General features: G+C 59.0%; 16 protein-coding genes. 5 read left to right on the top strand and 11 right to left on the bottom strand.

From position 1 onward, the window contains the following. Positions 1–52: 52 nt before the first annotated feature. Positions 53–1,006 carry a bifunctional riboflavin kinase/FAD synthetase gene (ribF, locus tag G7W63_RS13630; RefSeq protein ID WP_166259082.1) on the bottom strand — a complete coding sequence of 318 codons (954 nt, stop codon included), beginning with the start codon at positions 1,004–1,006 and terminating at the stop codon, positions 53–55. Positions 1,007–1,098: 92 nt separating this feature from the next. Beyond that, on the bottom strand, positions 1,099–2,676 hold the full coding sequence (gene murJ, locus G7W63_RS13625; RefSeq protein ID WP_166259079.1) for a murein biosynthesis integral membrane protein MurJ: 1,578 nt from the start codon (positions 2,674–2,676) through the stop codon (positions 1,099–1,101). Between the two features lie 246 nt (positions 2,677–2,922). Between murJ and rpsT the strand changes: the two genes are divergently transcribed. Continuing rightward, positions 2,923–3,192, top strand: a complete 270-nt coding sequence (gene rpsT, locus G7W63_RS13620) for a 30S ribosomal protein S20 (protein ID WP_166259077.1) — start codon at positions 2,923–2,925, stop codon at positions 3,190–3,192. A gap of 79 nt (positions 3,193–3,271) precedes the next feature. On the opposite strand, the gene proB is transcribed toward rpsT, so the two are convergent. The 4 genes from proB to rplU all read right to left on the bottom strand — a co-directional run bounded on the left by proB (position 3,272) and on the right by rplU (position 6,353). Beyond that, positions 3,272–4,396: a glutamate 5-kinase gene (proB, locus tag G7W63_RS13615; protein WP_166259074.1), complete on the bottom strand. Its 1,125-nt coding sequence runs from the start codon at positions 4,394–4,396 to the stop codon at positions 3,272–3,274. 11 nt (positions 4,397–4,407) lie between these two features. Next, positions 4,408–5,601 carry an Obg family GTPase CgtA gene (cgtA, locus tag G7W63_RS13610; protein ID WP_166259071.1) on the bottom strand — a complete coding sequence of 398 codons (1,194 nt, stop codon included), beginning with the start codon at positions 5,599–5,601 and terminating at the stop codon, positions 4,408–4,410. Between the two features lie 144 nt (positions 5,602–5,745). Continuing rightward, the gene (gene rpmA, locus G7W63_RS13605; RefSeq protein WP_166259068.1) at positions 5,746–6,006 is read right to left on the bottom strand and encodes a 50S ribosomal protein L27; all 261 of its coding nucleotides are present in this window, start codon (positions 6,004–6,006) and stop codon (positions 5,746–5,748) included. A gap of 35 nt (positions 6,007–6,041) precedes the next feature. Next, entirely contained in the window at positions 6,042–6,353 is a 312-nt protein-coding gene (gene rplU / locus G7W63_RS13600; protein WP_166259065.1) for a 50S ribosomal protein L21, read from the bottom strand. Positions 6,354–6,571: 218 nt separating this feature from the next. Here rplU and G7W63_RS13595 point away from each other — a divergent pair, with 218 nt between their 5' ends. Beyond that, on the top strand, positions 6,572–7,540 hold the full coding sequence (locus G7W63_RS13595) for a polyprenyl synthetase family protein (RefSeq protein WP_166259062.1): 969 nt from the start codon (positions 6,572–6,574) through the stop codon (positions 7,538–7,540). A 19-nt stretch (positions 7,541–7,559) separates the two neighbouring features. On the opposite strand, the gene G7W63_RS13590 is transcribed toward G7W63_RS13595, so the two are convergent. Further along, positions 7,560–8,555, bottom strand: coding sequence for a glutathione S-transferase family protein (locus tag G7W63_RS13590; RefSeq protein WP_166259059.1), 996 nt, complete (start codon positions 8,553–8,555; stop codon positions 7,560–7,562). A gap of 163 nt (positions 8,556–8,718) precedes the next feature. On the opposite strand from G7W63_RS13590, the gene G7W63_RS13585 reads away from it, so the two are divergent. Both G7W63_RS13585 and G7W63_RS13580 read left to right on the top strand, forming a co-directional pair. Then, positions 8,719–9,681: a LysR family transcriptional regulator gene (locus tag G7W63_RS13585; RefSeq protein ID WP_166259056.1), complete on the top strand. Its 963-nt coding sequence runs from the start codon at positions 8,719–8,721 to the stop codon at positions 9,679–9,681. An 81-nt stretch (positions 9,682–9,762) separates the two neighbouring features. After that, the gene (locus G7W63_RS13580; RefSeq protein WP_166259053.1) at positions 9,763–11,292 is read left to right on the top strand and encodes a WS/DGAT/MGAT family O-acyltransferase; all 1,530 of its coding nucleotides are present in this window, start codon (positions 9,763–9,765) and stop codon (positions 11,290–11,292) included. Between the two features lie 57 nt (positions 11,293–11,349). Here G7W63_RS13580 and G7W63_RS13575 read toward each other — a convergent pair whose 3' ends face one another. After that, positions 11,350–11,970: a DUF2057 family protein gene (locus G7W63_RS13575; RefSeq protein ID WP_166259050.1), complete on the bottom strand. Its 621-nt coding sequence runs from the start codon at positions 11,968–11,970 to the stop codon at positions 11,350–11,352. 402 nt (positions 11,971–12,372) lie between these two features. On the opposite strand from G7W63_RS13575, the gene G7W63_RS13570 reads away from it, so the two are divergent. Beyond that, positions 12,373–12,576: a DUF6316 family protein gene (locus G7W63_RS13570; protein ID WP_166259047.1), complete on the top strand. Its 204-nt coding sequence runs from the start codon at positions 12,373–12,375 to the stop codon at positions 12,574–12,576. A 38-nt stretch (positions 12,577–12,614) separates the two neighbouring features. On the opposite strand, the gene thiL is transcribed toward G7W63_RS13570, so the two are convergent. The 3 genes from thiL to ribH are packed head-to-tail and all read right to left on the bottom strand — an operon-like array spanning position 12,615 to position 14,548. After that, positions 12,615–13,571 carry a thiamine-phosphate kinase gene (gene thiL, locus G7W63_RS13565; protein ID WP_166259045.1) on the bottom strand — a complete coding sequence of 319 codons (957 nt, stop codon included), beginning with the start codon at positions 13,569–13,571 and terminating at the stop codon, positions 12,615–12,617. Between the two features lie 3 nt (positions 13,572–13,574). Continuing rightward, the gene (gene nusB, locus G7W63_RS13560; RefSeq protein WP_166259169.1) at positions 13,575–14,072 is read right to left on the bottom strand and encodes a transcription antitermination factor NusB; all 498 of its coding nucleotides are present in this window, start codon (positions 14,070–14,072) and stop codon (positions 13,575–13,577) included. Beyond that, positions 14,072–14,548, bottom strand: coding sequence for a 6,7-dimethyl-8-ribityllumazine synthase (gene ribH, locus G7W63_RS13555; protein WP_166259042.1), 477 nt, complete (start codon positions 14,546–14,548; stop codon positions 14,072–14,074). The genes nusB and ribH overlap by 1 nt, the downstream gene beginning before the upstream one ends. Positions 14,549–14,584: the final 36 nt, after the last annotated feature.

Below are 14,584 nucleotides of genomic sequence, written 5' to 3'. Positions count from 1 at the left end.
GTCTCTAAGAGTGCTCTGTCTGTCAGTCGTGGAAAGTCGAAATCGGTATGGTTCAGTGCCGGGCAGAGAGAAAGGCCCGCGCATCGAGCATGTCCTGCTGAATCTGGGTCTTAAGCGCATCTATTGAATCGAAGCGCACTTCATCCCGCAGGGGCTGCCTGAAAACAACCCGTAAACGCTGGCCGTACAGTGTGCCAGCAAAGTCAAAAAGGTGCACTTCCAGCGCCGGCTGCTTGCCGTCGACCGTAGGCCGCAAGCCGATATTGGCAACCCCGTCCCTGACGGCGCCGTCAGCCAACCGGGCACTGACCACATAAACCCCCTGGAGCGGCGGCATGTGGTCCAGCAGGATATTGGCAGTGGGCGCATCTATCTCCCGTCCGAGCTGTCGGCCGTAGACCACACGCCCTTCAATGGCATAAGGCTCACCCAGCATCTGGGCCGCCAGGTTAAGCTCGTTATTCTGCAGGGCGTCACGGATCCGGGTGCTGCTCACCCGCTCGCCTGCCACCGTAACCGTCACCGTGTTCTCGACCCCGAAGCCGGCCACTGCGCCGACTTTCTCGAGCAGGGCAAAGTCACCGGCACGATCGCAGCCGAAGCGGAAATCATCCCCCACCACGAGATGTTTCACTGCCATGCCGTCAATAAGCACGTCGTCGATAAAACCCATGCCGGAATATTGGCGAAAACGCTCGTCGAACCGGATGCAGAGCACCAGATCGATGCCCCGTTGGGTCAGCGCCAGGAATTTCTGACGGAACCCGGCCAGGCGTGGGGGCGCCTCACGCCCCTGGAAAAACTCCCGGGGCTGGGGTTCGAAGATGATCGCAACACTGGGCAACTGTCGTTCACTGGCCCGGGCCAGCACCTGCTCGATGATGGTCTGATGACCGATATGGACGCCATCAAAATTGCCGATTGTCGCCACACACCCGTGGCGCAATGGAGAGTCGGGCTGTCTCGCAAGCTGCTGCAAGTTGGTCAGGCCACGGATCAGCCTCATGTAAAACGCACCCTTCTCTGGTTGTGCCGTCTGTGATTGTGCCGGTAAAACACGCAATCATACCTCATCCTGTCGCCGCGGATAAGAGCGGACTAGTGCCCCCGGAAATGCTTCAGCCGGACCCCGGACAGAACCAGTGTGACGAAATAGACCGCGCCTCCTGCAACCACAAGTACCGCCATATCGGTAGCCCGCTTGATGCCATCGGCCGCCAGCCACTCCGACAATGGTGGCGCCAGGTAAACCACCGTTGCGATCAGGGCAATATTGGCCAACCCCAGTTGAACGAAAAACTTCAGCCAGCCTGGCTGGGCTTTCCAGGCGCCTTGCTTGTGCAAGCCCCGCCACAACAGGGTGGCATTGAGCCAGGCTGAAATCGACGTGGCCAGCGCAAGCCCTGCATGGGCCAGGGGAAACACCAGTATCAGGTTGAAGATCATATTCGCAACCATGGCGATAATGCCGATCTTCACCGGGGTTTTGGTGTCCTGGCGGGCGAAGAATCCCGGCGCCAGCACCTTGATGAGCATGAAAGCCAGCAATCCGGCCGAGTAAGCCCTCAGGCTCTGGGCCGACATAGCCACATCACGGGCGGTCACTTCCCCATAGTAGAACAGCGTGGCGATCAGCGGCTCCGCCAGAAGCATCAGGGCCACTGCCGCCGGCAACCCAATCAGGAGGACCGCCCGGATGGCCCAGTCCAGGGTGGCAGCAAACTGGTCCTTCGACTCGGCCGCATGCTTGCGAGACAGGTTCGGCAGGATGACAGTGGCAATGGCAATGCCGAACACGCCCAGTGGCAGCTCCGCCAACCGATCGGAATAATAAAGCCAGGACACACTTCCGGTCTGCAGGAAGGAGGCCAGCACCGTATCAAGCAGCAGGTTGATCTGGGATACCGACACCCCGAAAATGGCCGGGCCCATAAGGGTCAGCACCCGGCGCACGCCCTCGTGCCTGTAGTCGACTTTCGGGCGGGGCATCAGTCCCAGGCGCATAAGGAAAGGCAACTGGAAGAAAAGCTGCAGGGCACCGGCAATAAATACACCCCATGCCAGCGCAACAATTGGCGTTTCCATCAGCGGTGACAGAAAAACCGCTGCACTGATCATCGACAGGTTGAGCAGCACCGGGGTAAACGCGGGCACGGCAAAACGGTCGTAGCTGTTAAGGATGGCACCGGCAAAGGCCGTCAGGGAGATCAGCAGCAGGTACGGGAAGGTAATGCGCAGCATAGAGCTGGCCAATGCGAACTTCTCAGTGTCGTCCACGAAGCCCGGCGCAAAAACCGCTGTCAGGACCGGCGCTCCGACCATCGCAACCAGAGTGACCCCTAGCAGGACCAGGCCCAGCGTGCCGGCGACCGCGTTCACCAGCCGACGTACCTCGGTCAGCGTTTCCTGCTCACGATAGGAGGAAAGCACCGGTACGAAGGCCTGAGAAAAAGCACCTTCGGCGAAAAGGCGGCGCAGGAAGTTGGGAATCTTGAACGCGACGAAGAAAGCGTCAGCTCCGGCACCGGCGCCAAAATAGCGTGCGATAACCATGTCCCGGGCCAGACCAAGCACCCGTGAGAGCATTGTCATGATTCCCACCACGCCGGAAGAGCGCAGCAGGCCCGGCGGTTTTGGCGGTTTTTCCGGAGCAGGCGTGGTAACGGTCTGGGACATTAAAGGCCTGACATCGAGTGGTCATTGTTGCGGTTGGGACGAACAGGGGTGACAAGCGGCAGACGCCCAACCATACTGGTGGGCGAGTGTAACACAGGCCCCTTAAAAACAGGGATGCCGCCTTCATCAGCCTTGACATCAGGACAGTGAAGCGGCATCATCTCGCGTCATTTAATTCGAGGCGCTGGATGACCGCGCGCCCGCGATTTATCCAGAAACGCATTCAGTTATATCAGGAGTTACACGGTGGCCAATTCCCCGCAAGCGAAGAAGCGCGCACGTCAGAACGAGAAGAACCGCAAGCACAATGCCAGCCTGCGTTCCATGGCGCGTACGTACATGAAAAAAGTCCAGTTCAAGATCGACGCCGGCAATTACGACGAGGCACAGGAAGCGTTCAAGACCTGTCAGCCGATTATGGACAGCATGGTAAACAAGGGCATTTTTACCAAGAACAAGGTTGCCCGCCAGAAGAGCCGCATGAGCACCAAGATCAAGAGCCTGAAGACCGCCTGATATTGGGTGGCTCAGTATAAAAAACCGGCCTCGAGCCGGTTTTTTTAGGTCTGTCTATAACAGGTCGGGCACCATCAGTTCAGACAATGACCAGGTTATCCCGGTGGATCATCTCGTCATCGGAAATATACCCCAACAGCTCGACAATACGGTCGCTAGACCGACCGGCAATTGTTCGCGCCTCATCGGCATCATAGTTGATGAGACCGCGGGCGACTTCCCGGCCAGCCTCATCAGTGCAGGACACCATCTCACCCCGGCGGAAATTGCCTTGCACGGTTCTTACCCCCACCGGCAACAGGCTGCGACCACCCTGGCACAGCACACGGACCGCACCCTCATCCAGAACCAGCTGGCCACGGGTCTGCAGATGACTGGCCAGCCACTGCTTGCGGGCAGCAATGCGGCCCTGATCGGGAAGCAGCAGCGTGCCCAGCACATCACCCAGGCGCAGGCGCGACAGGACAGACGGCAGTCGACCGCCGGCAATTATGGTGAACGCTCCTGAGCGGGCGGCCAGGCGTGCCGCCCTGAGTTTTGTCTGCATGCCGCCACGCCCGAGCGCACCGGCACTGCCGGCTGCCATGGCATCAAGGCCCCGGTCGCTGGCCTGGCGCTGATCAATAAGCCTGGCTTCAGGATTGTGGCGGGGATCAGCATCAAACAGGCCCTGCTGGTCGGTCAGGATGATCAGGCCGTCTGCCTCGATCAGGTTGGCCACAAGCGCCCCCAGGGTGTCGTTGTCACCGAAGCGGATTTCATCGGTGACCACGGTATCGTTCTCATTCACAATGGGAACCACCCGAAAATCCAGCAGGGCGCGGAGTGTGCTTCGGGCATTCAGGTAGCGCTTGCGATCAGAAAGATCATCGTGGGTGAGCAGAACCTGCGCCGAATGCAGGTCGTGGCGCTTGAGCTGCGCCTCCCAGGTCTGCACTAGCCCCATCTGACCTACGGCGGCGGCTGCCTGCAACTCGTGCAACTGCTGGGGCCGAACGGTCCAGCCAAGACGGCTCATGCCCTCGGCAACGGAGCCGGAGGACACCACCACCACCTCGACACCTGAACGGATCAACTCGGCGATCTGATCCACCCAGCCGCCCAGAGCAGCGACATCCAGCCCCTTGCCGTCGTTCGTCAGAAGAGCACTGCCGATCTTGACTACCAGGCGACGGGCCCGGACAACCTGTTGACGCTCACTCATAGCTGAACTGCTTACTCCGGCGCATACACCACTTCAACGTCGTAATCATCGTCGTCGAAATCGTCATCATCGTCCTTTTCCCGAGCCGCCCGCCGGGCCTGCTTTTCCGCCTCTATCCGGACACGAGCCTCTTCGTCCATACGGCGGCGACGGGCCGCTTCACGCTCGGCCACCTCGGGGTTCTCGGCCTCTTCCTCTGCCTTGAGCTCAATCCATCGCATGACAGCCTGGGTAAGCGGGCGCGTGCCTTCCCCGGTCAACGCCGACACCTGGAACACTGGTCCTTCCCATGCCAACTCGTCGATAATGGCCCGGCAGTGGGCCTCGCGCTCGTCTTCGGCAATCATGTCGAGCTTATTGAGCACCAGCCAGCGGTCGCGTGCGGCCAGGGTCTCACTGAACTTTTCCAGCTCATGCTCGATGGCGCGGACATTCTGAGCAGGGGACGACCCGTCGTAGGGCGCAACATCGACCAGATGCAACAGCAGGCGGGTACGCACGAGATGCTTGAGGAACCGCACGCCCAGGCCAGCGCCCTCAGCGGCACCTTCAATCAAACCGGGAATGTCGGCGACCACAAAACTCTGGTGCGCCTGCACCCTGACCACACCCAGATTGGGTACCAGCGTGGTGAACGGGTAATCCGCCACCTTGGGGGTCGCTGCCGATACCGAACGGATAAAGGTGGACTTGCCCGCATTGGGCATACCCAGCAGCCCCACATCCGCCAGCACCTTCAGTTCCAGCCGCAGGTTGCGAAGCTCGCCCTCGGAGCCCTTACTGGTCTGGCGCGGCGCCTGGTTAACCGACGACTTGTAGCGAGTGTTGCCCAGCCCGTGAAAGCCACCCTGGGCCACTTTCAGCTGGTCTCCGGGGTTGGTCAGGTCGCCCAGGACTTCGTGGCTATCCATATCGACCACGGTGGTGCCCACCGGAACCGGCAGAATGAGATCCTCACCCTTGCTACCGGAACAGTTACGGCCACTGCCCTGCTCTCCGGACGGGGCCCGGAAGCTGCGCTTGAAGCGATAGTCCACCAGGGTATTGAGCGCTTCAGCCGCTTCCAGAACCACTGAGCCGCCATCACCACCGTCGCCCCCATCAGGGCCGCCACGGGGCACATATTTTTCCCGGCGGAAGCTCAGGCAGCCATTGCCGCCTTTACCCGCTTCCACCCGAATGGTGGCTTCATCAACAAATTTCATCAGCTATGTGTCCAGCAACAAAAACAGAAATACGACTTTCAACAACCAAAAAAGCCCCGCAAGCCTCAGAGAAGCACTGCGGGGCTTCGATGGTACTGACAGGTCAGCACCACCTCAGTTCATCAGAACCGGAGAATTGTCAGCTCAAGCGGCTGGAACAATACTCACATACTTACGGTTCTGGGGGCCTTTGACCTCGAACTTCACCTGACCATCTGCCTTGGCAAACAGAGTGTGGTCGCGGCCCAAGCCAACGTTGGTGCCGGCGTGGAAACGGGTGCCACGCTGACGGACAATAATGCTGCCTGCGCCGACGTTTTCGCCACCATAGCGCTTGACACCAAGGCGTTTCGACTCGGAATCGCGACCGTTACGGGTACTACCTGCTGCCTTCTTGTGAGCCATTGCTAGCTTCCTCTATTCGGGGGTTACCAGGAGCCTCAGCCCTTGATACCAGTGATCTTGACTTCAGTAAACCACTGACGGTGGCCCTGACGCTTCATGGAATGCTTCCGGCGACGGAACTTGATAATCTGGATCTTGTCCGCGCGGCCATGGCTAACCACTTCCGCAGTCACCTTGGCGCCTTCTACAATCGGAGCACCGACCTGAACATTGTCGCCGTCTGCAATCAGCAGAACGCGATCGAACTCAACGGTAGCGCCGGTTTCAGTTTCAATTTTTTCGAGCTTCAGGGTTTCGCCTTCCACTACCCGGTGCTGTTTGCCACCGCTTACGATTACTGCGTACATGGAGTTTCTCCGCTATTGACCCACCCCTGCTCTTATCCACCTGGTTCTAAGGGAAGCGCTTCGGCAACCCTATAGCAGGGAGCGCAGGTTGGGATGAGTTTGGGCGCGTGATTGTACGAAATGCGTTCCTTTAATACAAGCCAAGTTGACACCACTGGTCCCAATACCTAGCATTGCCGCTTCCTGCCTTCTTCTCACATATGGACCGGATCAGCCGCATGACAGCGCAGCGTATCTACGACCCCGTCGCCGACGACTTCAAACACGTCAACGAACTGATCACCTACCGGCTTGCCTCGGACGTTCCGATGGTTGAGAAAATTGCCCAGTATATTGTAGACAGCGGCGGCAAGCGCCTGCGGCCGCTTCTGGTTCTGCTGACCGCCCGGTCGCTTGACTATAAAGGCAGTGACCACATCAAGCTGGCGGCGGTCATCGAGTTCCTTCACACCGCAACCCTCCTTCATGACGATGTAGTCGACACCTCAGATATGCGGCGTGGCAAAACCACGGCCAACGCTCGCTGGGGCAACGCGCCCAGTGTCCTGGTTGGCGACTTTCTATACTCCAGGGCCTTCCAGATGATGGTGGAGCTCAACAGCATTCCGGTTATGGCCGTTCTGTCCAACGCAACGGCGGTCATTGCGGAGGGCGAGGTCATGCAGTTGATGAACGTGAAGAACCCGGACCTGACCGAAACCCAGTACATGGAGGTCATTAACAACAAGACCGCCATGCTATTCGAAGCGGCTGCCCACTCGGGTGCCCTGCTGGCGTCAGCTGGCCAGGAACAGGCCGACGCCATGGGACGCTACGGCAAGCACCTGGGTCTGGCTTTTCAGCTGGTGGATGACGTACTGGACTACCGGGGAGATGCCGACGCCATGGGCAAAAACGTTGGCGACGACCTGGCCGAGGGCAAGGCTACCCTGCCGCTGATTTACGCCATGGCCAAGGGCAGCGATAGCACCCGCACACTCATCCGCCAGGCTATTCGCAAGGGCGGCCTGGACGATCTGTCCGAGATCGTATCGGCGGTGGAAGACTCAGGCGCCCTCGACTACACCATGCAGCGGGCCCGGACCGAGGCCGAGCTGGCCCTGGCCTGCACCGCCTCCCTCGAGGAATCTGAATTCAAGACTGCCCTGAATCTGCTGACAGAAGCGGCCGTCGCCCGGGTTTCCTGACCCCTACCGCCTCTCGATATTACTCCGGCTCGGGCCCCAGATGATCGCGGCCATGGGGCGCATCGAAATTCAGACTGGGCCCTTTAGGTACAATCTGGGTCGGATTCACGGTGCGCTGACTGACATAGTAGTGTCTCTTGATCTGCCCTATATCCACAGTCTCCGCCACTCCGGGCACTTGGTATAGATCCCGCAGATAACCCGAAAGATGGGGGAAATCCGCCAGACGTTCCCTGTTGCACTTGAAGTGGCTGTAATAGACTGCATCAAAGCGGACCAGCGTAGTGAACAGCCTCCAGTCGGCTTCCGTTACACGGTAGCCGAGCAGGTATCGGTTGCCGGACAACCGCTGCTCAAGCCAGTCCAGTGACTCAAAGAGTTCATCAAAGGCACGCTCGTAAACATCCTGGGCGGTAGCAAAACCGGCCTTATAGACCCCGTTATTGACGGTATCGTAAACGCGGGCGTTGATTTCGTCGATTTTCTCCCGGAGCTCCGGCGGGCAGTAATCCTTCTGACTGACTCCTTCCAGGCCGTCGAAAGCGCCGTTCAGCATGCGGATAATGTCGGCGGACTCATTGCTGACAATGACCGAGGTCTGGCGATCCCAGAGAACTGGCACAGTGACCCGGCCGGTATAGTCCGGCGCCACCTTGGTGTAGACCTCATGCAGGTAGCGGGCGCCATTGATCTCGTCCCGGTGGGCCGGGTCTTCCGGCCGGAATTCCCAGCCATTCTCAAGCATATCCGGATGAACCACGGAGACCGAGATATGCTCCTCAAGCTGTTTCAGCTTCCGGAAGACCAGGGTCCGGTGGGCCCAGGGGCAGGCCATGGAGACATATAGATGGTAGCGCCCGGATTCGGCCTTGAAGCCTTTCTCTCCGGTCGGGCCCGCGGAACCGTCTCGGGTAACCCAATGTCGGAAACGGGCCTTTTCCCGCTCGAACTTGCCGCCTGTTTTGTCGGTGTCGTACCACTTGTCCTGCCACTTACCTTCTACGAGTAACCCCATGACGCCCCCTTTGGCTATGCCATCTCATGCCTTGCCTGCGCATTGCTGAAAGAAGGTCTTTCGGAAGCAATACAGTTGTACTGAAGAACAGGGAAAGGGTACCGTCAGGACTAACCAGCCTTCAAACGCTGTTTTCTGGTCAACACTTTCAGATTATTCGAACATGCATACAGCCATCACTATTGACGCCCTCAAGGTTCTGGACGCCATCGACCGCAAGGGCAGCTTTGCCGGCGCTGCGAGTGAGCTTTTCCGTGTTCCATCGGCGATCAGTTATACAGTGCAGAAGCTCGAGGATGATCTGGATGTTGCGATTTTCGACCGCAGCGGTCATCGCGCAACGCTTACGCCGGCCGGCCGCTATCTGCTCAATGAAGGCCGCGCCCTGCTGGAGGCCACCCACGCCCTGGCCCACACAACCCGCCAGGTGGCCCAGGGGTGGGAAACTCGTCTAAAAATTGCGTTTAATACGTTGTTGCCGGCAGAAGCCCTCTTTCCGGCCATACGGGAATTCCATGCTCTGGGTGTGCCGGTGGAAATCCAGTTGATTGAAGAGGTATTTGCCGGCGCCTGGGATGCCCTGCAGAGTCGCCGGGCCGACCTGGTTTTCGGGGCCGATCACCTCAGTAAACCGGCGGGGCCCTTTGAAACCCGGGTGCTGGGTGAAGTGCCCTTCGTATACGTCGTAGCGCCCGGACATCCTCTTGCACAAGTTACCCGGCCGCTTAGCGAAGAGGACATTGCTCAATTTCCGGCAGCAGTGGCCGCCGATAGCTCCCGGGGCCTCCCCGCCGGTTCGGCCGGTATTTTCCGTCGTCAGCCGACACTGACCGTATCCAACATCGACCAGAAGATTGCCATTCAGCGCGCCGGGCTCGCAGTGGGCTGGCTGCCGGAGCCCCGGATACGACACCACATCGACGAGGGTAGCCTGGTCAGCCTGCCGGTGGTGGAGATCCGCCAGCCGGTCGTGCTCCACCTGGCGAAGCATGCCGACGATGTGGGCAAGGCCCTGATGTGGTTCTGGCAACGCCTGGCACAGCCCGGGCAGTTTGACTTATGGCTGGAACCCCTTGCCAAACCGGGCCGCCACCTTGTCAATGGGCCAGACAAGGGCTCGCAATGAGACGCTGAAGCCAAGCCTAATCGAGGGCTGCTGCAGTATACTCTCGCCAACCAACCGCAACTCAGGGTCAGGGAGACCTTTATGCGACAGTTATCCGAGCTGGATGCCTCGTTTCTTTACCTTGAATCCGATACCGCTCCGATGCACATCGGTGGCATCTACCTGTTCGAGGGACAGGACAGCGAGCAGCCGCTGGCCTTCAGCACGTTTGTCGCCTATCTGCGCAGCCGTCTTCACGTGGTACCGTTTTTCCGCCAGAGATTGCGGGAGATCCCGCTACGCCTAGGGCGCCCCTATTGGGTGGACGATACCGAATTCAGTATCGAACGCCATCTTGCTTACGTGAACCTGGGCGAAAACGGGCTGCAACATAACCTGATGGCGCTGGCTGCAAAAATTCTGGAAGAACCGCTGAAGCGGGATCGCCCCCTGTGGCACATCACCTTCGTTGATGGTTTCCGCACCGGCTCAGGAGCTGAAGAAAAACAGGGCTTTGCGCTCATCGTGCGACTCCACCATGCTGCGATTGATGCGTTCAGCGGCGAGGAGATCATGGGTAAATTACTGGAGTACACGCCTCAGGCTCGACGCATCTCTGCGCCCCAGCCCTGGCAGGCACAAGCGGCGCCTTCCGACGAACGGGTCGCCCTGCAGGCTGGCGCCAATCTGATCCGCAAGCCGTTTCGGGTTGCGTCCCTGGCCGCGGGCGCCATGGAAGCAACCACCCGGGGCCTTATTCATCGCCAGCTGAAACGTCTGCCCCTGCCCTTTCCACTATTTTCAGCCCCTCACAGTCCCTTCAACCGGCAAATCACCGCCAACCGTCGGGTGGTGGCAGCCAACATTTCCTTGGCACGGCTGAAGGCCATCAAGGGTTCGCTTGGGGACGTAACGCTCAACGACGTGGTGCTGGGGGTCTGTGCCGAGACCCTGCGCCGCTATATGGTCTCCCAGTCGGCGGATACTGAGCGCTCACTGGTCGCCATGACTCCGGTCTCGGTGCGATCGAAAAGCCTGCGGCGGGCCACCGGTAACCAGATGTCCGCGATGCTGCTGGACCTGGCCACCGATGAGCCCAACCCGGCCCGGCGGATTCGCCGGATCCACTGCAACGCGGTGGCCTCTGAACCGTACCAGGAAGCCATATCAGCGGATCGGCTGACCGAACTAGTCCCATCGACCATGCTTGCACTGTCTGCGCGACTCTACACCGAGCTGCAGATGGCGCAGCGCTACCAACCGGTATTCAACGTACCCATTACCAACGTGCCGGGCCCTCAGGTGCCCCTGTATCTCCAGGGCGCCCGACTGGTGCAGCAGTACAATACCGCTCCCCTTTTCGACAGCATGGGGCTGGTGATCGTTGCCGTCAGCTACCAGGGCCAGTTGACCATCAACTTTACCCTGTGTCCGGATGTCGTTGCCCAGGGCCACATGCTGAGCGAACTGGTGTCTGAGAGCCTTGCATGTATCGAGGAGGCCGCACAGGAGTTGCCGGCCGAGTCGGAAGAAAACCTCCAGCCGGACCACCAACGCAACACCCTGGCGGACGATGCACTGACTTATATGGAAGGGATTATCCGTAAAACCGTCACCCGGTTACGCAATTGATGGTTCGGACATCCGTCCGACCATTTGCGCCCGGGTGAGGGATTGCTGAAACCGGAACTATTCAAACGCCCAACGCAGGAACTCGCGCTTTTCGTCAGCACTGGCACGCTCCCACATGACTTTCAGCGCCTCAACGGTTCCCAGCTTTTCACCGGCCATCGCCCGCGCGCCGGTGTTCACCACCTGAGACTCATCTTTTTCCGCGTCGGCTTCAGAGGCTTCGGAATCATCAGCACCTGCCAGGGTTGGCAGGCTGGGCGTGGGGGCAGTTCGCTCGGAGGCGGTGGCCACAACCTTACCCGCTTCGTTAGTGACGGCGAGAGTAGGACTGTCTGCGAAGGCTTCCGCTTCCTTGCGCGCACTCAAGTCCGGCAACTCGAATATGTAGGTTTCCCCTGCCTGGGCATCGATCACCAGCTTCTGAGGCTCGGTGCTAACGGTATGGACTTTTGACTCACCGTTCCGGACGACCGTTTTCTTGGCCCAGATAGTTTCATAGGTAAACACGACTTCGTTCCGACCGGGTAGCAGCTCATAGTCAAGTTCCAGGTCGTCCAGCAAAAAGCTGCCTGTGCGGCGGCCGTTAACCGACTGCACCTTGATCTCGCCAGGGGTCTTGAGCACGGCAACCTGCCCGGGCTCAGCCTTGGCGCCATCCCAAGTCTGGACCCGAGACATGGAGCTGCTGCAGCCAGCGAGTGCAAGTGCCCCGGAAATCAACATTAATAATAGGGTAACGCGGCCAGTCTGCCGCAGCCATTGGAATGTCATAGAAGCCTCACTGAGAAGATGAACTGCGGTCACTTGACGGTCACGCCGGAAGGGGCACGAAGATGCCTTGCCGTGGACCCGGGACGGTAAAACGCATTCTGCCCACGGATTCTTACAATCGCAAGACAATCCAGCCAGCAACCTGGACACAACATAACGATCAACATCAAGCACTTAAAATTGAATGGTTTTTATTTGTACAGAAAGCGTAAAAATTTGTTGAATTTGACGGCTATTGATTTAATTTGTAACAAGATCTGTAGACAATAACGTCCCATATTGCATTTCAGTCTAGGCAGAGGAGGCCACATGAATATCCAGACTCGTAGCGGTGAAGCCGGTCCCGTTCCATTCCGTTGCAGTCGTTTCTTCTGTGTTGGGGGCAAATGGTATTTCACCACCCGGGAAGGTTTTGACAGCGGTCCTTTTGCCACCAAGGACCGTGCCGAAATCGGCCTGAAACGGTTTCTGCACGTGGTACGTCTTTTACCGGAAGAAGAGCGGGTGCACTAGACCGCCTGTGACCGGGGCTCTGCCTGTCGGCGAAAAGCCTAGGGTCTGTAACCCCGGAAATGGTCGTACCCCACTGGGTCCATCTTTCTCTCTCCATCCTGACTGCTCAGCCACAGGCCCCGCCTGTCTGTGATGCGCCCAATCACAGTCAGGCCCAGCCCCTGCTGCGAGACAGACTGCCATTGCGCCTGGGGAAGGGTGAAGCACAACTCGTAGTCATCGCCTCCTTCAAGGGCCAGGGTACGGGCCTCGTCAGGATGAAGCTCAAGAAGACTTGCGGACAACGGGAGCTTATCGGCATCGACCTGGGCACCAACATTTGATGCTTCCAGAATGTGAGACAGGTCCGCCAACAGGCCATCCGATATATCAATGGCTGCCGATGCCCTGCCCCGCAGGCTCACACCGAGCGCGAGCCGGGGCAGCGGATGATGGTATTTCTCCAGCAGCTTGCGCGCCTGCTCGCCGGGATCTGGCACCTTCAGCCAATGCAGTGCAGCCGCTCCATCACCCAGACAGCCGGAAACACAGACAAGATCCCCAGGACGCGCTCCCGAACGCAGTAGCGCAGTTCCTGCGGGAAGTTTGCCATGTACCTGAATAGTGATTGTGAGCGGGCCACAGGTGACATCCCCCCCTGCCAGGGCTATCTGAAAATTCGCGGCTGCCGAGCCCAGACCCTGGCCAAATGCAGTTAGCCAGGTTTCATCCGATTCCGGCAGGGTCATCGCCAGGGTAAAACAGACCGGGTCAGCTCCCATTGCAGCGAGATCACTGGCAGCCGCAGCCAGACTGCGCCAGGCGAGAAATTCCGGTGGATAGTCCGGCGGAAAATGGACACCTTCCACCAGGGTATCGATCGAAAAGACAAGCTCACTCCCCGGTGGAATCGCCTGAACGGCGCAATCGTCTCCAGGGCCGACCACGATATCAGGAGAGGCCGTGGCGCGGGCCACTGGCATGAACACCTGGCGAATCAGTTCAAATTCGCCCATGGTTCAGCGGGGACGGGTTTCCGCCAGTCTCAGACGGCGGCTAAGCTTGTCAAGAATGCTGTTAACGAAGCGATGCCCCTCAGTTCCACCGAAACGCTTGGCCATCTCAATACCTTCGTTAATCACCACCTTATAGGGCACATCAATACGATGGCGCAACTCATAGGCGCCAAGCCGCACGATAGCCAGTTCAACCGCATCCACTTCGCCAATAGGACGGTCGAGAAAAGGCTCTAGGACCTTATCCAGCTCCGCCTGCTCTCGATGCACGCCGCGCAGCAGATCGCGGAAATAGGCTGAATCCACATTGCTCATATCATTGTCGACGATGAATTCCGCCTCGATATCCGAGATGGGACTTTTGCTGAAATGGCGCTGGTACAGGCCCTGCATCGCCAGAATACGGGCGCGCCGGCGCTCGCCGGCCTTGGGCTGACCGGTTTTGGGCGCCGCCGGTTGCGGTTCGCCAGAATTGGGCGCGGTCTCGTCAGGTCCTGTCATCATTCACCCAGCTTCTTGAACAGACTGACCATTTCCAGGGCGGTAATGGCCGCATCAACGCCCTTGTTGCCGGCTTTGGTGCCGGCACGCTCAATGGCCTGCTCAATGGAGTCCACGGTCAGCACACCAAAGCTGACCGGAATGTCGGAATCCAGACTCACCGCGCCCAGGCCACTTGCGGCTTCGCCTGCGACATAGTCAAAATGCGGTGTGCCGCCACGGATCACGGCACCCAGGGCAATAATGGCGTTGTACTGGCCGGTCTCTGCCACCCGTTTGACAGCGAGGGGCATCTCATAGGCCCCTGGAACCCGCACAATGGTGATGTCCCCATCGGCAATACCATGCCGTCGAAGGGCATCGAGAGCACCCTCAACCAGGCTTTCCACAACAAATCCGTTGAAGCGACCCACCACCAGCGCATAGCGACCGGAACACTGGGTAAAATCGCCTTCGATTACTTTGATATCTGCCATTCTTGGCTCCTGTCATGGCCTGCCGAAGCAAGCCTT

Origin of the sequence: Marinobacter salicampi (assembly GCF_011074795.1) — a bacterium.
GTDB lineage: Bacteria > Pseudomonadota > Gammaproteobacteria > Pseudomonadales > Oleiphilaceae > Marinobacter > Marinobacter salicampi.
This window is presented reverse-complemented; position numbering and strand designations above follow the sequence as displayed.